This window comes from Streptomyces sp. NPDC046985 (assembly GCF_040644415.1).
Lineage (GTDB): Bacteria > Actinomycetota > Actinomycetes > Streptomycetales > Streptomycetaceae > Streptomyces.
In genome coordinates this window covers 337,285-358,128 of record NZ_JBEYWK010000003.1, presented here as the reverse complement: position 1 = coordinate 358,128, position 20,844 = coordinate 337,285, and the positions used below count along the sequence as shown (strand labels likewise).

Here is a 20,844-nt window from a genome sequence, read left to right as displayed (position 1 = left end):
GGTCGTCTCGTGCGGCGGACCCGGCGCCTCGCGTCATCTGCGCGGCTGGGCGTCCAGGACCTGCTGGAGCGCCTCGAACTCCTCGACGCACTTGCCCGAGCCCAGCGCCACGCTGTCCAGCGGGTCCTCGGCGATGTGGATCGGCATGCCGGTCTCCCGGCGCAGCCGCTCGTCCAGACCGCGCAGCAGCGCCCCGCCGCCGGTCAGCACGATGCCGCGGTCCATGATGTCGCCGGACAGCTCCGGCGGGCACTTGTCGAGGGTGGTCTTGACCGCGTCGACGATCGCGTTGACCGGCTCCTCGATCGCCTTGCGCACCTCGGCGGCCGAGATGACGACGGTCTTGGGCAGTCCGGAGACGAGGTCCCGGCCGCGGATTTCGGTGTGCTCGTCGGAGTCGAGGTCGTACGCCGAACCGATCGTGATCTTGATCTGCTCGGCCGTGCGCTCGCCCAGCAGAAGGCTGTACTCCTTCTTGACGTGCTGGATGATCGCGTTGTCCAGTTCGTCGCCCGCGACGCGGATGGACTGGGCGGTGACGATGCCGCCGAGCGAGATGACCGCGACCTCCGTGGTGCCGCCGCCGATGTCCACCACCATGTTGCCCGTGGCCTCGTGGACCGGCAGGCCGGAGCCGATGGCCGCGGCCATGGGCTCCTCGACGATGTGCACCTGGCGGGCGCCGGCCTGGGACGACGCCTCGATGACGGCACGGCGCTCGACGCCGGTGATGCCGGAGGGCACGCAGACGACGACGCGCGGACGCGCCAGATACCGCCGCTTGTGGATCTTCAGGATGAAGTAGCGGAGCATCCGCTCGGTGATCTCGAAGTCCGCGATCACACCGTCCTTGAGGGGGCGCACGGCGACGATGTTGCCGGGCGTGCGCCCGATCATCTTCTTCGCCTCCGCGCCGACCGCGAGGATGCCGCCGGTGTTCGTGTTGATCGCGACGACGGACGGTTCGTTGAGTACGATCCCGCGACCCCTGACGTACACCAGCGTGTTGGCGGTCCCGAGGTCGACAGCCATGTCACGGCCGATGAACGACATTGAGTTCCCCATCAGGATTCGTCTGGCCTTCCCTGGGAGCTTCTGAGGGCATTTCAGGTGCGGCGAGGTGGGTGCGGTGACGTGAAGGCTTCCATCGTAGACGCGCCTGCACGAACACTGCGCGAGGGTCTTCGCCATTGTCAGCAGATGGCGTACCGCCTCGCTCGTGGAGACGGTCCATCGGGGGCACGCGTTCCCCCGATCGGCATCGCCCATGTGCCCCTGGGCGGCCGTTTCCACGGCCGCCCAGGTCACGCACGCCAGCGTCCTGACGATACGTCAGAAAGAGAAGCCATGGCCGATGGCTCGGTCATGGCCGAAGGCTACGGGATCAGGCGCGCCCGGGAAAGAAGATCTTCACCTCGCGCTCGGCGGACTCCTCGGAGTCGGAGGCGTGGATCAGGTTCTCCCGGACGATCACCCCGTAGTCGCCGCGGATCGAGCCGGGCGCGGCGGCGATCGGGTCGGTGGGACCGGCCAGCGCGCGGACGCCCTCGACGACCCGGTCGCCCTCGACGATCATGGCCACCACCGGGCCGGAGGACATGAAGGCCACCAGCGGCTCGTAGAAGGGCTTGCGCTTGTGCTCGCCGTAGTGCTGCTCCAGCGTGTCGGCGTCCAGCGTGCGCAGCTCCAGCGCGGTGATCCGCCAGCCGTCCTTGCGCTCGATGCGGCCGATGATCTCGCCGGTCAGGCCACGACGGACGGCGTCGGGCTTGAGGAGGACGAGGGTGCGCTGGGTCACGGGAGGACTCCTTCTCCTGCTGAGGTGCGGTGGCACGAGGTTACAGGGCGTGTCACCGCCGCCGTCACGCAGCGTCAGCCGGAGCGGAGCCGGCCTCGGCGGCCCGTGCCGCGTGCCGCGCCTTGGCCGCGTCGACCTTCCGGCCGAAGTGCACCGAGGCCCCCCACAGTCCGGCGAACACCGCGCCCAGGAAGTACATCGTCGGCAGCACCGCGCCGGAGGCGATCAGCGCGATCTGGAGCGCCCAGCCGAGCGCCACCCCGGCGGGCCGCGTCACCATGCCGCACAGCAGCACGCACAGCGCCATCGCGACGCCGCTGACCGTCCACACGGCCGCCGTGGACAGGTGCGGGTCCTTCATCGCGACCAGCCCGGCGAAGCCGATGACGAAGAACTCGCCGAGCAGGGTCGAGGAACACAGCGTGCGCATGGGACGTCAGCCCTTCCCCAGCAGCAGTCGGGCCTCGCCGACGGTGATGACGGAACCGGTGACCAGCACGCCGCCGCCGGCGAACTCGCCCTCCTCCTCGGCGAGCGTGATCGCCGCCTCCAGCGCGTCCGGCAGCCGCGGCTCGACCTGGACCCGGTCCTCGCCGAACACCTCCACGGCGACGGCGGCCAGCTCGTCGGCGTTCATCGCGCGGTGGCTGGAGTTCTGCGTCACCACGACCTCCGTGAAGAGCGGCTCGAACGCCTCCAGCAGACCGCGCACGTTCTTGTCGGCGCTCGCGCCGACCACGCCGATCAGCCGGCTGAAGTCGAACGCCTCGCGCACCGCCTCCGCGGTGACCTGCGCCCCGGCGGGGTTGTGCGCGGCGTCCAGCACCACGGTCGGCGAGCGCCGCACGACCTCCATGCGGCCCGGCGAGCCGACCGCGGCGAACGCCCGGCGGACGGTGTCGGGGTCCAGCGTCTGCGCGTGCTGGGCGCCCACGCCGAAGAACGCCTCCACGGCGGCGAGCGCCACGACCGCGTTGTGCGCCTGGTGGGCGCCGTGCAGCGGCAGGTAGACGTCGGGGTACTCCCCGCCCAGTCCGCGCAGGGTCGCCACCTGGCCGCCCACGGCGACCTGACGGGACACGACGCCGAACTCCAGTCCCTCGCGGGCCACGGCGGCGCCCGCGTCCACGGTCTTCTTCAGCAGCACCTGGGCCGCGTCCACCGGCTGCTGGGCCATGATCACGGTGGCGTCCTGCTTGATGATCCCGGCCTTCTCGGCGGCGATGGCGCCGGTGGTCTCGCCGAGCCGGTCGGTGTGGTCGAGCGCGATGGGCGTGATCACGGCGACGCCCGCGTCGATCACGTTGGTCGCGTCCCAGCTCCCGCCCATGCCCACCTCGACGACGGCCACGTCCACCGGCGCGTCGGCGAAGGCGGCGTACGCCATGCCGGTCAGCACCTCGAAGAAGGACAGCCGGTACTCCTGCGCGGCGTCGGTCATCTGGACGTAGGGCTCGACGTCCCGGTACGTCTCGACGAACCGCTCGGCGGAGACCGGGGCCCCGTCCAGGCTGATCCGCTCGGTGACCGACTGCACGTGCGGCGAGGTGTAGCGGCCGGTGCGCAGCTCGAAGGCGCCGAGCAGGGCCTCGATCATGCGGGCGGTGGTGGTCTTGCCGTTGGTGCCGGTGATGTGGATCGAGGGGTACGAGCGCTGCGGGTCGCCGAGCACGTCCATCAGCGCGGCGATCCTGCTGACCGAGGGCTCCAGCTTGGTCTCGCCCCAGCGCGTGGCCAGTTCGGCCTCCACCTCGCGCAGCGCCTTGTCGACCTCGGGGTCCTCCGGGCGCCCCGGCACGTCCGCGTCCGGCGGGCCGCCCTGGGTGCGCAGGGTGCGGCTGCCCGCCTCGATCACGGCGAGGTCGGGGTCGCGGTCGGTCTTGGCGGAGACGATCTCCTCGAAGGAGTCGAGGGGATCTCCGGGTCCGGCCTGGTCGCTGTCGTCGTTCGGGGGGAGGTCGTTCACAGGCCCAGTCTACGTACGCGGTCAGGCACCGTCGTGCCGCCTCGTGCCGCCGCCCAGGCAGGCGGAAGGCCCCGGAGCACGACGGCGCCGGGGCCCTGCGCGGCCGGGGCGGGGCTACGCCTGGGGCAGCCGCGCCATCTGGGCGGCGATCCGGGCGATGTCCTCGTCCGCCTTGGCGAGCCGGGTGCGGATCTTGTCCACGACCTGGTCCGGGGCCTTGGCGAGGAACGCCTCGTTGCCGAGCTTGGCGTGCGCCTGGGCCTTCTCCTTCTCCGCGGCGGCGAGGTCCTTGGCCAGGCGCTTGCGCTCTGCGGCCACGTCGATCGTGCCGGAGAGGTCGAGGGCGACCTCCGCGCCGGCCACCGGCAGGGTGGCCGTGGCCGTGAAGGACTCGCCCTCGGGCTGGAGGCGCAGGAGCTGGCGGATGGCGGCCTCGTGCGAGGCGAGCGCGGTGCCGTCCAGCGCCAGGCGGGCCGGGACCCGCTGGCCGGGCTGGAGGCCCTGGTCGGCGCGGAAGCGGCGGACCTCGGTGATGACCGACTGGAGCGACTCGATCTCCCGCTCGGCCCCGGCGTCGCGGAAGCCGCTGTCGGCCGGCCAGTCGGCGATGACGACCGACTCGCCGCCGGTGAGCGCGGTCCACAGCGTCTCGGTGACGAACGGGACCACCGGGTGCAGGAGCCGGAGGGTGACGTCCAGGACCTCGCCCAGGACCCGCTTGCTCACCTCGGCCGCCTCGCCGCCCGCCTGGAACGTCGTCTTGGACAGCTCGACGTACCAGTCGAAGACCTCGTCCCAGGCGAAGTGGAACAGCGCGTCGGACAGCTTGGCGAACTGGAAGTCGTCGTAGTGGGCGTCGACTTCGGCGACGACCGAGTTCAGCCGGGAGAGGATCCAGCGGTCGGCGGCCGACATCCGCGCGGCCTCCGGCAGCGGCCCCTGGACCGTCGCGCCGTTCATCAGGGCGAAGCGGGTGGCGTTCCAGATCTTGTTGGCGAAGTTGCGCGAGCCCTGGACCCAGTCCTCGCCGATCGGCACGTCCACGCCCGGGTTGGCGCCGCGGGCCAGCGTGAACCGCAGCGCGTCGGAGCCGTACTCGTCCATCCAGTCCAGCGGGTCGACCGCGTTGCCGAAGGACTTGGACATCTTCTTGCCGAACTGGTCGCGGACCATGCCGTGCAGGGCGATGGTGTGGAACGGCGGGACGCCGTCCATCGCGTACAGGCCGAACATCATCATCCGGGCGACCCAGAAGAAGAGGATGTCGTAGCCGGTGACCAGGACGGAGTTCGGGTAGAACTTCGCGAGCGAGTCGGTCTGCTCGGGCCAGCCGAGCGTGGAGAAGGGCCACAGGCCGGAGGAGAACCAGGTGTCGAGGACGTCGGTGTCCTGGCGCCAGCCCTCGCCCGCCGGGGGCGCCTCGTCCGGGCCGACGCAGACGACCTCGCCGTCCGGGCCGTACCAGACCGGGATGCGGTGGCCCCACCACAACTGCCGCGAGATGCACCAGTCGTGGAGATTGTCGACCCAGTCGAAGTACCGCTTCTCCATCTCCTGCGGGTGGATGGCGACCTTGCCCTCGCGGACCGCGTCGCCGGCGGCCTTGGCCAGCGGGCCGACCTTGACCCACCACTGGAGGGACAGGCGCGGCTCGACGGTGGTCTTGCAGCGCGAGCAGTGGCCCACGGAGTGGACGTAGGGCCGCTTCTCGGTGACGATCCGGCCCTCGGCGCGCAGCGCGGCCACGATCGCGGAGCGGGCCTCCAGCCGGTCCAGGCCCTGGAACGGGCCGTGCGCGGTGATGACGGCGTGCTCGTCCATGACGGTGAGGGACGGCAGGCCGTGGCGCCGGCCGATCTCGAAGTCGTTCGGGTCGTGGGCCGGGGTGACCTTGACGGCGCCGGTGCCGAACTCGGGGTCGACGTGCTCGTCGGCGACGACCGGGATGGAGCGGTCGGTCAGCGGCAGCCTGATCTGGCGGCCCACCAGGTGCCGGTACCGCTCGTCCTCGGGGTGGACGGCGACGGCGGTGTCGCCGAGCATCGTCTCGGCGCGGGTCGTGGCGACGACGAGGGCGTCGTCGCCCTCGCCGTACTTCATCGAGACCAGCTCGCCGTCGTCGTCCTGGTACTCGACCTCGATGTCGGAGATGGCCGTCAGGCAGCGCGGGCACCAGTTGATGATGCGTTCGGCGCGGTAGATCAGCTCGTCGTCGTAGAGCCGCTTGAAGATGGTCTGGACGGCCCTGGAGAGCCCCTCGTCCATGGTGAAGCGCTCGCGGGACCAGGCGACGCCGTCGCCGAGGCGGCGCATCTGCCCGGAGATCTGCCCGCCGGACTCGGCCTTCCACCGCCAGACGCGCTCGACGAACGCCTCACGGCCCAGGTCGTGGCGGGACTTGCCCTCCTTGGCCAGCTCGCGCTCGACCACGTTCTGCGTGGCGATGCCCGCGTGGTCCATGCCGGGCTGCCACAGGGTCTCGTGACCCTGCATGCGCTTGCGGCGGGTGAGCGCGTCGATGAGCGTGTGCTCGAAGGCGTGGCCCAGGTGCAGGCTGCCCGTGACGTTCGGCGGCGGGATGACGACGGTGTACGGCGGCTTGTCGCTCGACGCGTCCGCCTCGAAGTAGCCCCGCTCCACCCAGCGCTCGTACAGCGGCCCCTCTACCTCGGCCGGCGCGTACTGGGTCGGCAGTTCGGTGGCGGGCGCTGGCGGCTGCTGCTGAGCGTTGTCGGTCACGGGGCCAGTTTAGAGGGGTCACCGGCGTGTCCCGAACCGGATTGTTCGTGTAACGGTGGGCGCCCCGGCCCCCTGCGGCCGCCCCGGCTGCGCCAGGATGTCAGGTACGCATAAGCATCCGGAGGGGAACCGAGGAATGAGCTACCAGCAGCCGGGCCCGTACGGCGGGCAGCCCCAGCAGCCCGGCCCGTACGGTCAGCCGGGCCCCTACGGCCAGCAGCCCCCGCAGGCGCCGCCCGGACAGCCCGGCTACGGCTATCCGCAGCAGCCCCCGCAGGGCGTCCCGCCCGCGCCGCAGCAGCCCGGTTACGGCTACCCCCAGCAGGCCCCGCAGCCCGGCTACGGCTACCCCCAGCAGGCCCCGCAGGGCGTCCCGCCCCAGCCGGACCCGTACGGTCAGCCCCACCCGTACGGCCAGCAGCCGCCGCACGGGCAGCAGCCCCCTTATGGCCAGCAGCCGCCCTACGGCGCGGCCCCGCAGCCCCCGGCCCCCGGCGGCGGCAAGAAGAAGACCGGCCTGGTCGTCGGAGCGGTGGCGGTCGTGGCGGCGATCGCGGTGGCCGTCTACTTCCTGACCGCCGGGAGCGGCGGCGGCTCGGTCGCGGACGACGGGCCGCACAAGCTGACGACGCCCGGGGCGGTCCTCGCCGGCGCCTACAAGAAGACCGGCGACTCCGACAGCGGCGGCTTCGACAAGAGCGACGTCCAGGACGCCGAGAAGCACGGGGTGAAGAACGCCCAGGACGTGCACGCCGGTTACCAGTCGGGGGACAAGAGCAACCCGCTCGCCCTGAAGATGATCAACTTCATGGGCGTGTACGGCCAGATCGACGACCCGGAGAAGGTCGTCGACGGCATGTTCGCCGAGACGCGGAAGAACGCCGCGAAGGAGGGCGGCGGCGAGGTCGTGGGCAGCCCGAAGGCGTACCGGCCCAGCGGCCTGGACGGCGCGGTCCTCAAGTGCCAGGAGATGAAGGTGAAGGGGGACTCCTCCTCCGGCGCCTCCTCCGGGCCCGGCGAGATCCACATGCCGGTGTGCATCTGGGGCGACCACAGCACCATCGGTGTGATCATCCACGTGGACATGGCCGGCGCCATGACCGGCAAGAGCCCTGACCTGCCGGGCGCCGCGGAGATGACCGCGAAGTTCCGCACGGACGTCCGCGTCAAGGGCTGACGCCCGGCTCAAGGGCTGACGCCCGGCGCAAGAGAAGGGCCCCGGTCGACCGACCAGGGCCCTTCTCTTGCTCTTTCGCGTCTCGCTCTTTCGCGCGCGGCGCCGGGGCGGCTACGCGGACTTCTGCTCGCCCGAGCCCCGGCCGCGGGCGTCGCGCGGGATCAGGGTCGGGTTGACGTTGGAGCGGACGACGTCCGCCGTGACGACGACCCGGGCCACGTCCTTGCGGGAGGGGACCTCGTACATCACCGACATCAGCACCTCCTCCATGATGGCGCGCAGGCCGCGGGCGCCGGTCTGGCGGAGGATGGCCTGGTCGGCGATGGCCTCCAGCGCCTCGCGCTCGAAGTCCAGCTCCACGCCGTCGAGTTCGAACAGGCGCTGGTACTGCTTGACCAGCGCGTTGCGCGGCTCGACGAGGATCTTGAGCAGGGCCTCGCGGTCGAGGTTGTGCACGCTGGTGATCACCGGCAGACGGCCGATGAACTCCGGGATCATGCCGAACTTGACCAGGTCCTCCGGCATGACCTCCTCGAACTGGTCCTTGGCCTCAAGCTCCCGCTTGGAGCGGATCGTCGCGCCGAAGCCGATGCCCTTGGCGCCCGCCCGGCCCTCGATGATCTTCTCCAGGCCCGAGAAGGCGCCGCCCACGATGAACAGCACGTTCGTCGTGTCGATCTGGATGAACTCCTGGTGCGGGTGCTTGCGGCCGCCCTGCGGCGGGACCGAGGCGGTGGTGCCCTCCAGGATCTTCAGCAGGGCCTGCTGGACGCCCTCGCCGGAGACGTCCCGGGTGATCGACGGGTTCTCGCTCTTGCGGGCGACCTTGTCGATCTCGTCGATGTAGATGATCCCGGTCTCGGCCTTCTTGACGTCGTAGTCGGCCGCCTGGATCAGCTTCAGGAGGATGTTCTCCACGTCCTCGCCCACGTAGCCGGCCTCGGTCAGCGCGGTGGCGTCGGCGATGGCGAACGGCACGTTCAGCATGCGGGCCAGGGTCTGCGCCAGCAGGGTCTTGCCGGACCCGGTGGGGCCGAGCAGCAGGATGTTCGACTTGGCCAGCTCGATGGCGTCCTCGCGGCCCTGGCCGCCGCCGTTCTCCCCGGCCTGGACGCGCTTGTAGTGGTTGTACACCGCGACCGACAGGGACTTCTTCGCGGCCTCCTGGCCGACGACGTACCCGTCGAGGAACTCGTAGATCTCGCGGGGCTTGGGCAGTTCCTCCCAGCGCACCTCGCTCGTCTCGGCGAGCTCCTCCTCGATGATCTCGTTGCAGAGGTCGATGCACTCGTCGCAGATGTACACACCGGGCCCTGCGATGAGCTTCTTGACCTGCTTCTGGCTCTTGCCGCAGAACGAGCACTTGAGCAGATCGCCGCCGTCACCGATGCGTGCCACGGTGTGCTTCCCCTTCGCCTGGGAGACGCCTGGACGCGTTGAGTCCAGCGGCTCCTGGTGCTGCCTTATGTCGACGGTACCTTGCCGGGCCCCCCGTCCGGGCCCCCCTTGGCACGGTTCGCTTCGCCGTGACCGTGCCAGGGAGCGACGGGCGGGTGGTCGTCCGCTCAGCGGACGTTGGCGTTGTTCATCTTCCGGGTGGAGATGATCTGGTCGATCAGCCCGTACTCCAGCGCCTCCTCGGCCGTGAGGATCTTGTCGCGCTCGATGTCCTCGCGGATCTTCTCGATCGGCCTGGTGGAGTGCTTGGACAGCATCTCCTCGAGCTGCGAGCGCATCCGCAGGATCTCGTTGGCGGCGATCTCCAGGTCGGAGACCTGGCCCCGGCCGGTCTCGCTGTAGGGCTGGTGGATCAGCACCCGCGCGTTCGGCAGGGCCATGCGCTTGCCCGGGGTGCCGGCGGCCAGCAGGACCGCGGCCGCGGAGGCCGCCTGGCCCATGCACACCGTCTGGATGTCGGGCTTGACGAACTGCATCGTGTCGTAGATGGCCGTCAGCGCCGTGAAGGAGCCGCCGGGGCTGTTGATGTAGACCGAGATGTCCCGGTCGGGGTCCATCGACTCCAGGCACAGGAGCTGCGCCATGACGTCGTTGGCGGAGGCGTCGTCGATCTGGACGCCGAGGAAGATCACGCGCTCCTCGAAGAGCTTCGCGTACGGGTCGTACTCGCGCACGCCCTGCGAGGTGCGCTCCACGAAGCGCGGGATGACGTAGCGGGACTCGGCCGTCGGGCCGGTGTACTGGGCCGTCGGGCCGGTGTACTGGGCCGTCGGGCCGGTGTACTGGGCCCTGGGGGCGCCTCCCGCGCCCTGGAGGCGGTGCGGGAGGTCGTAGAGGCCGCTGCCGGGGAAGTCGTTCACGATGTCTCCTGGAAGGGGGCTGGGCGGTCGGCTGGGGGCTGGCTGGGGGCGCGCGGCCCTCCGGTGTGCGGCTCAGGCCCCGGTGCCGCCGCCGCCCGGCATTCCGGCGGCCGTGGGGATGACGTCGTCGATGAGGCCGTACTCCTTGGCCTCGAAGGCGTCGAACCAACGGTCGCGGTCGGAGTCCCGGGTGATCTGCTCGACCGACTGGCCGGTGTGCTGCGAGGTCAGCTCGGCCATGCGCTTCTTGGTGTGCAGCAGCCGCTCGGCGTGGATCTTGATGTCCGAGGCCGAGCCCGCGAGACCGGCGGAGGGCTGGTGGATCAGGATCTCGGCGTTCGGCAGCGCGAAGCGCTTGCCGGGCGTGCCCGCGCTGAGCAGGAACTGCCCCATCGAGGCCGCCAGACCCATGGCGATGGTCACCACGTCGTTCTTGATGAACTGCATGGTGTCGTAGATCGCCATGCCCGCCGTGATCGAACCGCCGGGGCTGTTGATGTACAGGTAGATGTCCTTGTCCGGGTCGGCGGCAAGGAGCAGAAGCTGTGCGGTGATCTTGTTCGCGATGTCGTCGTCGACCGGCTGGCCGAGGAAGATGATCCGCTCGCCCAGCAGCCGGTTGTAGACCTGGTCGCCGAGGCCGCCGCCGATGGAGGGCTCGCCGGCGGCGGAGGGCATCAGATTCGTCACGTATCCACCTGCTCGTCTTACGACGGCGCCGGGCCGTCTCACGTGTTCTGCCGGGGCGTGGGGCCGTCCGGCGCTGCTAGGGGACTCCCCTGCCCTCGTATTCATGGACCCTAACGCGCGGCTCCCTTCGGGGAATCCCGCAGACCGGAGTGTTCGCCGGGGGCGTAGCGCCGGGGCCCGGGAACAGGCCGATGGGCCCCGGGGAGCGCCCCGAGGCCCATCGTACGTACGTCGCCGGCGCGGCGCGGCTTCGGGCAGGTCAGCCCTCGGCCTTCTCCTCGCCCTCGGCGGTCGCGGTCCCGGCGGTCGCGGCCGCTTCGCCCGTCTCGTCCGCCTCGGCCGTCTCGTCCTCTTCGTCGTCCAGGTCGACGGTCTCGCCGTTGGAGTCCTTCACGGTCGCGGCCTCGACCACGACGGCCAGGGCCTTGCCGCGGGCGACCTCGCCGACCAGCAGCGGAACCTGGTTCTGCTGCACTACGGCCTGGGCGAACTGGTCGGGGGACATGCCGGAGGAGGCGGCGCGCCGCATGAGGTGCTCGGTCAGCTCCTCCTGGTTGACGTTGAGCTGCTCCTTGTTGACCAGCTCGTCGAGCACGAACTGGGTCTTGATGCCCTTGACCGCGGCCTCGCGGGTCTCGGCGTCGAACTCCTCGGCGGTCTTGCCCTGGATCTCCAGGTACTTGTCGAGGGTCAGGCCCATCTGCCCGAGCTGGTGGTGCTCCAGGTTGTGCTTGCGGGTGTTGATCTCGTCCTCGAGCAGCTTGTCGGGGACCGGGACCTCCACCAGCTCCAGCAGCTTCTCCAGGACGCGCTCCTGGGCCTGCGTGGCCTGGTCGAACTGCTTCATGTCCTGGAGGCGCTTGCGGCTGTCCGCGCGCAGCTCCTCGAGGGTGTCGAACTCGGAGGCGAGCTGCGCGAAGTCGTCGTCCAGCTCGGGCAGTTCGCGGGCGGCGACCTCGGTGACCTTGACGGTGACCTCGGCCTCGCGGCCGGCCGCGGAGCCGCCCTTCAGCTCGGAGGCGAAGGTGGCCTCGCCACCGGCCTCCAGGCCCGTCACGGCCTCGTCGACGCCGTCCAGCAGCTCGCCGGAGCCGATGGTGTAGGAGACGCCGCTGGCGATGCCGTCCTCCAGCACCTCGCCGTCGACCTTGGCCTCCAGGTCGATGGTGACGACGTCGCCGTCCGCGGCGGCGCGCTCCACCGGGGCGGTGGAGGCGAAGCGCTCGCGGAGCTGCTCCACGGCCTTGTCGACGTCCTCGTCGGTGACCTCGATCGCGTCGACCTCGACCTCGATGCCGGAGTAGTCCGGGATCTCGATGGCCGGGCGGATGTCGACCTCGGCGGTGAAGTTCAGCGTCTCGCCGTCCTTCAGCTCGGTGATGTCGACCTCGGGCTGGCCCAGCGGGTTCAGCTCGGCCTCGTTGACGGCGTCGGTGTAGAAGCGCGGAAGGGCCTCGTTGACGGCCTCCTCCAGCACCGCACCGCGGCCGAACCGCTGGTCGATGACCCGGGCCGGGATCTTGCCCTTGCGGAAGCCCTTCACCGTGACCTGCTGGTTGATCTTCTTGTACGCCGCGTCGAGGCTGTCCTTGAGCTCCTCGAAGGGCACCTCGACAGTGAGCCGAACCCGGGTCGGGTTCAGGGTCTCCACGGCGCTCTTCACGGTTCGGTCTCCTTGTGGCTGACTTCTTGGGTGTCGCCGGAACCGGCGAGGGTCCGGCGGATCGCCGCCCGAAGGAGTTCGTAGGCCCTGGGGGCCGGACACACGGGCCGCGCAGTCTGCATAGTAGCCGCAGCCGCTCAACGCCCCAAAAGCCGATCGAAACCGGCGCGCGGGGCGGCGCCGACGCACCGCGGAAGGCGGCGCCGGCCGGCGGCCGGCGGGTGGTCGGGGTGGCGGGATTTGAACCCACGGCCTTCCGCTCCCAAAGCGGACGCGCTACCAAGCTGCGCCACACCCCGTCTGGTGCGAGACGAGGGTACATGCCCCGCGGCCAGTACGGCCGCCGTATTTCCCGTGCGCCCCCGCGAGCGCCCCCCGTCCTCCGCCCGCCCCGCCGCGCATCCGCCCCCGTGCACGCCGGGGCGCACGCCGATGGCGCGAACACGCCGTGCCCGCTGGCACGACACACGAACGGCGTAGGGGTGAACGCGCGGCGAAGGCGGGGGCGAGACTCGGGGGCGGGGTGCGATACGGCGACGTGGCCAGCGTGATCGGTGCGGGCGGCGAGGCGGGCGAGACGGTCACGAAGGGTGCCGGGGCGGGAGCGGGGCGTGACGCGGCGACGTGACTGGCGCAGGCGGTGGGGCCGGTGAGGCTGGGGAGACGGCCGCGCGGGGGCCGGGAGCGCGGCGCGCGGGGTGCCGGGAGCGCGGCGCGCGGGGCGTCTCGGAGCGGGCGGTCCCGGGAGAGCCGAAGCCGGAGACCTCGGGTTAGCCCGAAGGCAGGTGCCGGGGAAGCCGGAGGGCGGGTCCGGGGAAGCCGGAGGGCGGGTCCCAGTGAAGGAGTGTGCGTCGGCGGGCCAGGACCCGCTACGATGCCTTGTGTGCCGCGGCCGCTCGATGCGCGGCGCGCGTCATGTGCGGGCGTAGCTCAATGGTAGAGCCCCAGTCTTCCAAACTGGCTACGCGGGTTCGATTCCCGTCGCCCGCTCCACTGGTGCAGGGCCAGGCCGGAGGTTCGCTTCTCCGCCTGGCCCTGTGTCGTGTCCGGGGGTGTGGCGGCGGACCCCGGCGCCGGCCGGGGGTCCGCCCGCGTCAGAAGCTGATCGAGTTGATCGTCTCCGCTATCGAGTTCATGAAGCGGCTGATCGACGGGGCCATGCCGGTGGAGGCGAGGAAGAAGCCGAAGAGCACGGCGATGATCGCCGGCCCGGCCTTGATGGATCCCCCTCTGATCAACACCACCAGAATGACTGCCAACAAGAGCACCACTGACAGTGAAATGGCCACAACTGATCACACCCTCGGTCGGTCCGCTCTCCCGGCCCGGCGACGCCGTCCCGCGCCCCCGCTGGAACCATCGTGCCACCAACGGGGCGTGCTTATGCCGCACCTGACGCATCGTCGGCCCGCTCCGCACCCCTGGCGCCCGGCGCCCGCGGCGCCCGGCCGCCGCTCCGTCGCGCCCAACAGCCTACGTCGACGCCGCGTTCGGCGGGCCTTTTCCATGTCCACGCATCGCGTTCGCACGTGACGCGCATATCGCACGGAGATACGGCCTCCCTCGCGCAACTCGTCGTGACGAACCGGACGTCGGGGGCGGGAAAGTGTGCGGGAACGGCGTGCACGACGTGTCAGCCGTCACCTTCTCGATCACACGAACGTCGCCATGTCCCGGGCGTCCGCTCAGCCCTCCCTGCCCAGTCGGCCCGCTCAGTCCCCTCGGCGCTCTTCCCCCGCCGCGCCGTCCGTGAGTCCGAGGAGTGCGCGCATCCGCGCGTACTTCTCGGTCAGCCGGACGCGGGTGGCCTCGTCGAGGACGGCCAGGCGGGCCGGGTCCGCGTTGTGCGCCAGGTCCGCCTGCTTGACCAGCGCCGCGCCGGGCGTGGCGAGGATCCGCCGGGCGTACTCCCGGGGCCCCTCCCCCGCCCGCTTGGTGACCGCGCGCACGACGTCCTTCGTACGGCGGCTCAACGGCGCCTCGTTCAGCCACTGTCCGGCCAGTGCGCCGTCCTCGACGGCGTCGTGCAGCCAGGCCGCCGCGATCTGGTCTGCGTCGCCGCCCCGGGCGCGCACGCCCTCGGCGACGGCGTGCAGGTGCTCGGCGTAGGGGCGGCCGGCCTTGTCGGTCTGACCGGCGTGGGCGGCGCGGGCCAGGGCCTCGACCTCGGCCAGGGTGAGGAGCGGGTGCGGGTGCAGGTGAGGGTCGGGGTCCGGGTCAGGGGTCACCCGTCCAGTGTGCGGGTCCGGGGCGGGAGTCACCCGTCCAGGTGAAGGGCCGTCCGTCCCGTAGGGGGCGCGAACGGCGTCAGCGCAGGGCCTGGGCGGTGGCGCCCTCGCGGCAGATCAGCAGCAGCGCGCGGTCGTCGTTGACGTCCTTGGCCACCGCCTCGATCAGATGCCAGGCGGCGCCGTGGAAGCCGCCGGCCACGTAGCGGTCGGCCTCCCCGGTGAGGCGGTCCAGGCCCTCGGCGATGTCCCGCTCGGCCGTCTCCACCAGACCGTCGGTGAACAGCATCAGGACGTCGCCGGGACGCAGGGAGCCCTTCACCGGGTCGAACTGGGCGCCGTCGTACACCCCGAGGAGCGGGCCCTCGGCCGCCTTCTCCTCCCAGCGGCCGCCGCCCGCGTTGAGCTGGAGGCCGGGCGGATGTCCGGCGGAGTACAGCTCGTAGTCGCCGGAGTCCAAGTCGAGGACCAGGTGGATGGACGTGGCGAAGCCCTCCTCCCAGTCCTGGCGCAGCAGGTAGCCGTTGGCCGCGGGCAGGAAGGCGTGCGGCGGAAGGCTGCCGAGCAGGCCGCCGAACGCACCGGACAGCAGCAGCGCCCGGGAGCCCGCGTCCATGCCCTTGCCCGACACGTCGGTGAGGACGACCTCCATAGTGCGTCCGCCGTTGGTGCGGGCCGCGACCACGAAGTCGCCGGAGAAGGACTGGCCGCCGGCCGGGCGCAGCGCCATCTCGCGGTGCCAGCCGCCGGGCAGTTGCGGCAGCTTGCTCTGCACGCGGATGCGCTCGCGCAGGTCGAAGAGCATGGTGCCGCCGCGCCGCCAGGGCACGCCCACCCGGCTGCGGAACTGCGCGATCAGCAGGCCGAACAGGCCGCACGCGGCGACCACCAGCACCACCCCGGGGGTGACCCTGGAGGGGCCCTCGGTGTACGGGCCGAGCCGCACGGACTCCACGATCAGCGCGGTGGCCGCCGTCGCGTACAGACCGAGCAGGCTCGCCGGGCGCAGCAGCAGGCCGCCGGCGACGATGGGCAGCACCAGGGCGACCGGCGAGAACCACACCGGGTCGAGCAGGGTGAGCGCCGCGAGCAGCGGAATGGTGAGCAGCAGACCGCCGAGCGCGATCCAGTCCGAGCCGTCCCCCCGGAAGTAGTCGACGGCGGCCCGGCGCACGCCGACGCGGACCCGGTGCCACTGCACCTTCAACCGGGCCGTGAACGTCTCGGCTTCCGCGCGCCGTCTGAGTACTGCCATCAGTTCGGGACCTTATCCATCGGACCCGCTCCTTGGCACGGGAGGTCCGACTTATCCCTCGTCTGGGGCGCAGGGCCGCGGACGGGTCGGAAGGCGGCCGTCGCGCTCGCGTCTGGCGGAAAAGGCGTCGCCCCGTCGACGGCCCTTTGGTAGGCATGTCTCATGGCGACTGATCGCGAGACGGGTCCGAGGGTGCTGCGACGTGGCGAGTTCGATTCTTGGTACGACCAGGTCGACCGTGCCTTCGGAGGTCGCCTGGCGGCGCCCGAGGAGCGGGAGCTGAGCCGTTCGCTGACCGAGTTCGACCGTTCGCTGGGCGTCTGGGACGAGGACGCGTGCGTGGGCACGGCGGGGGCGTACCGCTTCCGGATGACCCTGCCCGGCGGCGCGCAGGCGGCCACCGCCGGGATCACCATGGTCACCGTGGCCGCGACCCACCGGCGGCGCGGCGTGCTGACGTCGATGATGCGCCGGCAGTTGGACGACGTGCGGGACTGGGGCGAGCCGCTGGCGGCGCTGACCGCCTCCGAGCCCGCGATCTACGGGCGGTTCGGGTACGGCGCGGCGACGTTCCAGCTCGACGCGGAGATCGACACGAGCCGGGCCGCGCTGATCGCGCCGCCCGGCGCCGACGGCGTACGGCTGCGCTACGCGGACTGCGCCGAGGCGCTCGGCGCCTGCGAGGCGGTGTACGCGCGCACGGTGCCGCGCCGGCCCGGCATGCTCGCCCGGCAGCCGGGCTGGGAGCGGGCCGGGCTGCTGGACCCGGAGAACGAGCGGGACGGGGCGTCGCCGCTGCTGTGCGTGGTCGCCGAACGGGACGGCGAGGTCACGGGGTTCGCCCGGTTCCGCACCAAACTCGGCTGGGGGGTCGCCGGTCATGACGGCACGGTGCGGCTGGAGGATCTGGCCGCGCTCGATCCGGCGACCGACGCGGCGCTGTGGCGGTTCCTGTTCGGCGTCGACCTGACGACGACCCTGTCGATGCGCAGGCGGCCCGTCGACGACGCCTGGCAGTACCTGGTCTCGGACATCCGGCGGTGCCGGCCGCGGTGGCAGGACGCGCTGTACGTGCGCCTGGTCGACGTGGGGGCGGCGCTGGCGGCGCGGACGTATCTGACGCCGGTGGACGTGGTGTTCGAGGTGGAGGACGCGTTCTGCGGCTGGAACGCCGGACGGTGGCGGCTGTGCGGGGACGCGAAGGGGGCGTCGTGCGAGCGGACCCGTGACCCGGCCGATCTGGCGCTGTCTGTGCGGGAGTTGGGGGCGGCCTACCTCGGCGGGGTGGCGCTGACGGCGCTGGCGGCGGCCGGACGGGTGCGGGAGCTGAGCCCCGGCGCGCTGGCGGAGGCGTCGGTCGCCTTCGGCTCGGCGGTGGCCCCCTGGCTGCCGTACGGGTTCTGACGCGTCGGGCGCGGCACGACCGGGGCGCCGCGGACCTCGCGGCCTGGGTCCAGGCGCCGGGCGGCCCCACGGGCGCGGACCGCGGGCCAGGGCTCGGGCTAGGGCCCAGCCCCGGGCTCGTCGTCAGGGTCTCTGGCAGGTCGGGCACCAGAAGAGGTTGCGGGCGGCCAGCTCGGCGGTGCGGATCTCGGCGCCGCAGACGTGGCAGGGCAGGGTCGCCCGGCGGTAGACGTAGACCTCGCCGCCGTGGTCGTCCACGCGCGGCGCGCGGCCCATCCCTTCGGGCGTGTGCTCGGGGCGGACGGTGTCGATGCGGTTGTCGCGGACGCCGTCGCGCATAAGGGCGACGAGATCGCTCCAGAGCGCGTCCCACTCGGCGGGGGCGACGTCCCTGCCCGCGCGGTAGGGGTCCACGCCGTGCCGGAAGAGGACCTCGGCGCGGTAGACGTTGCCGACGCCGGCGATGACCTTCTGGTCCATCAGGAGGGCTGCGATGGTCGTACGGCTGCGGCGCACCCGGGCGTAGGCGGCGGCCGGGTCGGCGTCGGCGCGCAGCGGGTCGGGGCCGAGGCGGTCGTGCACGGCCGCCTTCTCGTCGTCGGTGATCAGCGCGCAGAGGGCGGGGCCGCGCAGGTCGACGTACGACGCCGCGTTCGCCAGACGCAGCCGGACGGTGTCCGCGGGCGGCGGCGCCGGGGCGGCGCCGAAGGCCACTCTGCCGAACAGGCCGAGGTGGACGTGCACCCACTCGCCGTCGCGGAAGCCCAGGAACAGGTGCTTGCCGTGGGCCTCGGTGCGGGTCAGCTCCGAGCCGTCCAGGAGCGCGGCGGCGTCGGAGAACTTGCCCTGGGGGCTCGTCACGCGCGGCGCCGTGCCCGAGAAGCGGGCGGCGTAGTCCTGCGCGAGCCGGTGGATGGTGTGCCCCTCTGGCACGGCGACCTGCCCCTTCCTGATCCTGATCCTTGTCTTGGTCCTGGCCTCAGTCCTGGCCTTGGTCCTGGCCCCGGAAACGACCGTCGCGGCCCGCCGGCCGCCTCGTCGGATCGGCGCCCGGTCCGCCGTCCGCCGCGGTCCCGCCCGTACGGACCGGACGGGACGCGGCGGGGAGGCAGGTCAGTCCTGCTGCGGGTGGTGGGCCGGGACCGGCGGGAGGTCGCCCGTCGTCTCGTAGTCGGTGAGCATGTCGATGCGGCGGACATGGCGCTCGTCGCCGGAGAACGGCGTGGCGAGGAAGGTCTCGACGAACTTGGTGGCCTGCTCCGTCGTGTGCATGCGGGCGCCCACCGCGACGACGTTGGCGTCGTTGTGCTGCCGGCCGAGCGACGCGGTCTCCTCGCTCCAGGCGAGCGCCGCCCGGACGCCCTTGACCTTGTTCGCCGCGATCTGCTCGCCGTTGCCGGAACCGCCGATCACGATGCCGAGGGAGTCCGAGTCGCCGGCGGTGCGCTCGGCGGCGCGCAGGCAGAAGGGCGGGTAGTCGTCCTGGGCGTCGTAGACGTGCGGCCCGCAGTCGACGGGCTCGTGTCCCGCCTCCTTGAGCCACTCGACGAGGTGGTTCTTGAGTTCGAAGCCGGCATGGTCCGAGCCGAGATACACGCGCATGGTCCGAGTGTGACACGGCCCCTGCCGAGCGAGCTCGCCAGGTGCTTCGGCGAGATGTCCGCCGCCGACCCGACCTCCGGTTCCTTCTCCGCGCACGCCGACCGCGCGCTCGGGCGGACACCGCGACGCGAAGGAGGGAGGCCGCCCGGCCGGGCGCCCTCCCTCCTTCGCTTACTGCCGCACGCTTCGTCTGCCTCGCGCTTCGCTCGGCCTTACGTACGTCGCGCGGTGCGCGACCAGGCGCTCACCGGCGGCCGAGCAGCTTCCACGCGGCGGGCACCGCGCCCATCGCGAGGGCGGCCTTGACGGCGTCGCCGATCAGGAAGGGGGTGAGACCCGCGGCTATGGCGGCGGAGGCGGACAGGTGGGCGGCCAGGGCGAGGTAGGGCACGCCGACGGCGTAGATGACCGCCTCGCCGAGGAGCATCGTGCCCGCCATGCGCAGCGGGGAGCGGTCGGCGCCGCGCCGCGCCAGCGCGCCGACGAGGGCGGAGGCGAGCAGCATGCCGAGCACGTAGCCGAAGGAGACGGCGCCCGAGCCGGCGCCGCCGTCCGCGAACCACGGCACACCGGCCACCCCGGCGAGCGCGTACAGGGCGAGGGAGAGGAAGCCGCGGCGGGCGCCGAGCGCGGTGCCCACCAGCAGGGCGGCGAAGGTCTGGCCGGTCACCGGCACCGGGGAGCCGGGCACCGGGACGGTGAGCTGGGCCGCGAGGCCGGTGAGCACGGCGCCGCCGGCCACGAGGGCGGCGTCGCGCACGCGGGACGACGGAAGGAGGTCGGCGAGGACGGCGCCGGGCCGAGCCGGGGCGGTGGCGGTGCTCATGGGGACTCCGCGGGGGTGTGGGCACAGGGGAACACCGCGACGCTATACCGGCCGCCTCCCGGAGATCACCGTCAGCGCTCGACAAAGGCGTGATCACGCTCTTGGTCGGCTCCGCACAAAGGATGCGGGGGACGCGCCGCCGGGCGTGAGCCTGGTCACTGAGGTCATGTGAACTGGGCGGGAGACGCGGCGCGCGGGCCGTCTGTCGGAACCCGCCAAAGAAGCGGGCCGCGTGGCGCTGACACACGTCCCCGGAGGCCCACGCGACGCGGAGGCCCCCCACGCAGCACGTGGGGGGCCTCCGCGCCTCTAGCGCTCCGGACCGCTGCTACAGGTTGCTGAAGTCCGGGCCCACCGTGCGGCTGCGCTTGATCTCGTAGAAGCCGGGGACCGAGGCGACCGCCACGGCGCCGTCCCACAGACGGGCCGCGTGCTCGCCCTGGGGAGCGGGGGTGACGACCGGGCCGAAGAAGGCGACCTGCTCGCCGTCGGGGCCGGGGAGCGCGATGACCGGGGTGCCGACGTCCTGGCCCACCTTGTCGATGCCCTCCTTGTGGGAGGCGCGCAGCTCGGCGTCGAACTCGAAGTCCTCCTGGTCGGCGTACTCGATCAGGTCGGCGGGCAGGCCGGCCTCCTCCAGCGCGCCGGCGATGGCCTCACGGGTCGCGCCCTCGCCACGGTTGTGGAAGCGGGTGCCGAGCGCGGTGTAGAGGGGGCCGAGGACGTCCTGCCCGTGCTTCTGCCAGGCCGCGGTCACCACGCGGATCGGGGCCCACGCCTGGGTGGTCAGCAGCTCCCGGTACTCCTCGGGCAGCTCGTCCAGCCTGGGCTCGTTCAGCACGGCCAGGCTCATGATGTGCCAGCGGATCTCGATGTCGCGCATCTTCTCCACCTCCAGCACCCAGCGGGAGGTCATCCAAGCCCAGGGGCACAGCGGGTCGAACCAGAAGTCGACCGGCGTCTTGCCGGTGGCAGGGGCGGTCGGGGCGGTCTCGGACATGGCGCTCCTCGGGACGAAGTCTTCTCGGTACAGGATCGGTGTGCGGCAGGGGGAACCGTCGGGGGACGGCCCGTCCGCGGGAACCGGCGTGCCGCGGCGCGCGGTCCCCGCGGACGCGAGCCCTCTGAACGGCCAACATCGCTCCTCTCCCGCCGCATTCCCGCTGCCGCACGTCAGA

18 protein-coding genes and 2 tRNA genes are annotated in these 20,844 nt (G+C 72.0%); 3 read left to right on the top strand and 17 right to left on the bottom strand.

Features of this window, described 5'->3' with window-relative positions:
- Window positions 1–33: 33 nt before the first annotated feature.
- The 5 genes from ABZ861_RS06085 to ABZ861_RS06065 all read right to left on the bottom strand — a co-directional run bounded on the left by ABZ861_RS06085 (window position 34) and on the right by ABZ861_RS06065 (window position 6,503).
- Window positions 34–1,053, bottom strand: a complete 1,020-nt coding sequence (locus ABZ861_RS06085) for a rod shape-determining protein (RefSeq protein ID WP_361624372.1) — start codon at window positions 1,051–1,053, stop codon at window positions 34–36.
- A 331-nt stretch (window positions 1,054–1,384) separates the two neighbouring features.
- Complete coding sequence (gene ndk, locus ABZ861_RS06080; RefSeq protein WP_361624369.1) at window positions 1,385–1,798, bottom strand: nucleoside-diphosphate kinase; 414 nt, start codon at window positions 1,796–1,798, stop codon at window positions 1,385–1,387.
- A gap of 64 nt (window positions 1,799–1,862) precedes the next feature.
- A complete protein-coding gene (locus ABZ861_RS06075; RefSeq protein ID WP_361624366.1) occupies window positions 1,863–2,228 on the bottom strand; it encodes a DUF4233 domain-containing protein in 366 nt (121 codons plus the stop codon).
- A 6-nt stretch (window positions 2,229–2,234) separates the two neighbouring features.
- A complete protein-coding gene (locus ABZ861_RS06070; protein WP_361624363.1) occupies window positions 2,235–3,764 on the bottom strand; it encodes a folylpolyglutamate synthase/dihydrofolate synthase family protein in 1,530 nt (509 codons plus the stop codon).
- A gap of 114 nt (window positions 3,765–3,878) precedes the next feature.
- On the bottom strand, window positions 3,879–6,503 hold the full coding sequence (locus tag ABZ861_RS06065; protein WP_361624360.1) for a valine--tRNA ligase: 2,625 nt from the start codon (window positions 6,501–6,503) through the stop codon (window positions 3,879–3,881).
- Between the two features lie 136 nt (window positions 6,504–6,639).
- Between ABZ861_RS06065 and ABZ861_RS06060 the strand changes: the two genes are divergently transcribed.
- Entirely contained in the window at window positions 6,640–7,680 is a 1,041-nt protein-coding gene (locus ABZ861_RS06060; protein ID WP_361624357.1) for a hypothetical protein, read from the top strand.
- A gap of 111 nt (window positions 7,681–7,791) precedes the next feature.
- Here ABZ861_RS06060 and clpX read toward each other — a convergent pair whose 3' ends face one another.
- From clpX to ABZ861_RS06035, 5 genes are all read right to left on the bottom strand, one after another.
- Window positions 7,792–9,078 (bottom strand): ATP-dependent Clp protease ATP-binding subunit ClpX, encoded by a 1,287-nt coding sequence (gene clpX, locus ABZ861_RS06055; RefSeq protein WP_361624354.1) that lies wholly within the window; start codon window positions 9,076–9,078, stop codon window positions 7,792–7,794.
- Between the two features lie 167 nt (window positions 9,079–9,245).
- Complete coding sequence (locus ABZ861_RS06050) at window positions 9,246–9,998, bottom strand: ATP-dependent Clp protease proteolytic subunit (RefSeq protein WP_361624351.1); 753 nt, start codon at window positions 9,996–9,998, stop codon at window positions 9,246–9,248.
- A gap of 72 nt (window positions 9,999–10,070) precedes the next feature.
- Complete coding sequence (locus ABZ861_RS06045) at window positions 10,071–10,676, bottom strand: ATP-dependent Clp protease proteolytic subunit (protein WP_030217676.1); 606 nt, start codon at window positions 10,674–10,676, stop codon at window positions 10,071–10,073.
- A 271-nt stretch (window positions 10,677–10,947) separates the two neighbouring features.
- On the bottom strand, window positions 10,948–12,351 hold the full coding sequence (tig, locus tag ABZ861_RS06040) for a trigger factor (RefSeq protein WP_361624348.1): 1,404 nt from the start codon (window positions 12,349–12,351) through the stop codon (window positions 10,948–10,950).
- A gap of 222 nt (window positions 12,352–12,573) precedes the next feature.
- A tRNA-Pro gene (locus ABZ861_RS06035) sits at window positions 12,574–12,650 on the bottom strand.
- A gap of 620 nt (window positions 12,651–13,270) precedes the next feature.
- On the opposite strand from ABZ861_RS06035, the gene ABZ861_RS06030 reads away from it, so the two are divergent.
- A tRNA-Gly gene (locus tag ABZ861_RS06030) sits at window positions 13,271–13,344 on the top strand.
- Window positions 13,345–13,445: 101 nt separating this feature from the next.
- On the opposite strand, the gene ABZ861_RS06025 is transcribed toward ABZ861_RS06030, so the two are convergent.
- The 3 genes from ABZ861_RS06025 to ABZ861_RS06015 form a co-directional block, all read right to left on the bottom strand.
- On the bottom strand, window positions 13,446–13,640 hold the full coding sequence (locus ABZ861_RS06025) for a hypothetical protein (protein WP_361624345.1): 195 nt from the start codon (window positions 13,638–13,640) through the stop codon (window positions 13,446–13,448).
- Window positions 13,641–14,063: 423 nt separating this feature from the next.
- A complete protein-coding gene (locus ABZ861_RS06020) occupies window positions 14,064–14,579 on the bottom strand; it encodes an HD domain-containing protein (protein ID WP_361624342.1) in 516 nt (171 codons plus the stop codon).
- A 79-nt stretch (window positions 14,580–14,658) separates the two neighbouring features.
- Window positions 14,659–15,834, bottom strand: coding sequence for a PP2C family protein-serine/threonine phosphatase (locus ABZ861_RS06015; protein WP_361624339.1), 1,176 nt, complete (start codon window positions 15,832–15,834; stop codon window positions 14,659–14,661).
- A gap of 162 nt (window positions 15,835–15,996) precedes the next feature.
- Between ABZ861_RS06015 and ABZ861_RS06010 the strand changes: the two genes are divergently transcribed.
- Window positions 15,997–17,238 carry a GNAT family N-acetyltransferase gene (locus ABZ861_RS06010; RefSeq protein ID WP_361624336.1) on the top strand — a complete coding sequence of 414 codons (1,242 nt, stop codon included), beginning with the start codon at window positions 15,997–15,999 and terminating at the stop codon, window positions 17,236–17,238.
- A gap of 123 nt (window positions 17,239–17,361) precedes the next feature.
- Here the strand turns inward: ABZ861_RS06010 and ABZ861_RS06005 are convergent, their stop codons facing one another.
- The 4 genes from ABZ861_RS06005 to ABZ861_RS05990 form a co-directional block, all read right to left on the bottom strand.
- Window positions 17,362–18,171, bottom strand: coding sequence for a DNA-formamidopyrimidine glycosylase family protein (locus ABZ861_RS06005; protein WP_361624333.1), 810 nt, complete (start codon window positions 18,169–18,171; stop codon window positions 17,362–17,364).
- A gap of 180 nt (window positions 18,172–18,351) precedes the next feature.
- On the bottom strand, window positions 18,352–18,840 hold the full coding sequence (locus ABZ861_RS06000; RefSeq protein ID WP_361624330.1) for a ribose-5-phosphate isomerase: 489 nt from the start codon (window positions 18,838–18,840) through the stop codon (window positions 18,352–18,354).
- Window positions 18,841–19,084: 244 nt separating this feature from the next.
- Window positions 19,085–19,666, bottom strand: a complete 582-nt coding sequence (locus ABZ861_RS05995) for a biotin transporter BioY (RefSeq protein WP_361624327.1) — start codon at window positions 19,664–19,666, stop codon at window positions 19,085–19,087.
- A 328-nt stretch (window positions 19,667–19,994) separates the two neighbouring features.
- Entirely contained in the window at window positions 19,995–20,666 is a 672-nt protein-coding gene (locus ABZ861_RS05990; RefSeq protein WP_361624324.1) for a DsbA family protein, read from the bottom strand.
- Window positions 20,667–20,844: the final 178 nt, after the last annotated feature.

Excerpts from the sequence above, each read along its gene's own strand:
- ABZ861_RS06085 (WP_361624372.1), bottom strand. The coding sequence starts at position 1,053 with ATGTCGTTCATCGGCCGTGACATGGCTGTCGACCTCGGGACCGCCAAC.
- ABZ861_RS06075 (WP_361624366.1), bottom strand. The coding sequence starts at position 2,228 with ATGCGCACGCTGTGTTCCTCGACCCTGCTCGGCGAGTTCTTCGTCATC.
- ABZ861_RS06060 (WP_361624357.1), top strand. The coding sequence starts at position 6,640 with ATGAGCTACCAGCAGCCGGGCCCGTACGGCGGGCAGCCCCAGCAGCCC.
- ABZ861_RS06045 (WP_030217676.1), bottom strand. The coding sequence starts at position 10,676 with ATGCCCTCCGCCGCCGGCGAGCCCTCCATCGGCGGCGGCCTCGGCGAC.
- ABZ861_RS06015 (WP_361624339.1), bottom strand. The coding sequence starts at position 15,834 with ATGGCAGTACTCAGACGGCGCGCGGAAGCCGAGACGTTCACGGCCCGG.
- ABZ861_RS06010 (WP_361624336.1), top strand. The coding sequence starts at position 15,997 with ATGGCGACTGATCGCGAGACGGGTCCGAGGGTGCTGCGACGTGGCGAG.
- ABZ861_RS06000 (WP_361624330.1), bottom strand. The coding sequence starts at position 18,840 with ATGCGCGTGTATCTCGGCTCGGACCATGCCGGCTTCGAACTCAAGAAC.
- ABZ861_RS05995 (WP_361624327.1), bottom strand. The coding sequence starts at position 19,666 with ATGAGCACCGCCACCGCCCCGGCTCGGCCCGGCGCCGTCCTCGCCGAC.
- ABZ861_RS05990 (WP_361624324.1), bottom strand. The coding sequence starts at position 20,666 with ATGTCCGAGACCGCCCCGACCGCCCCTGCCACCGGCAAGACGCCGGTC.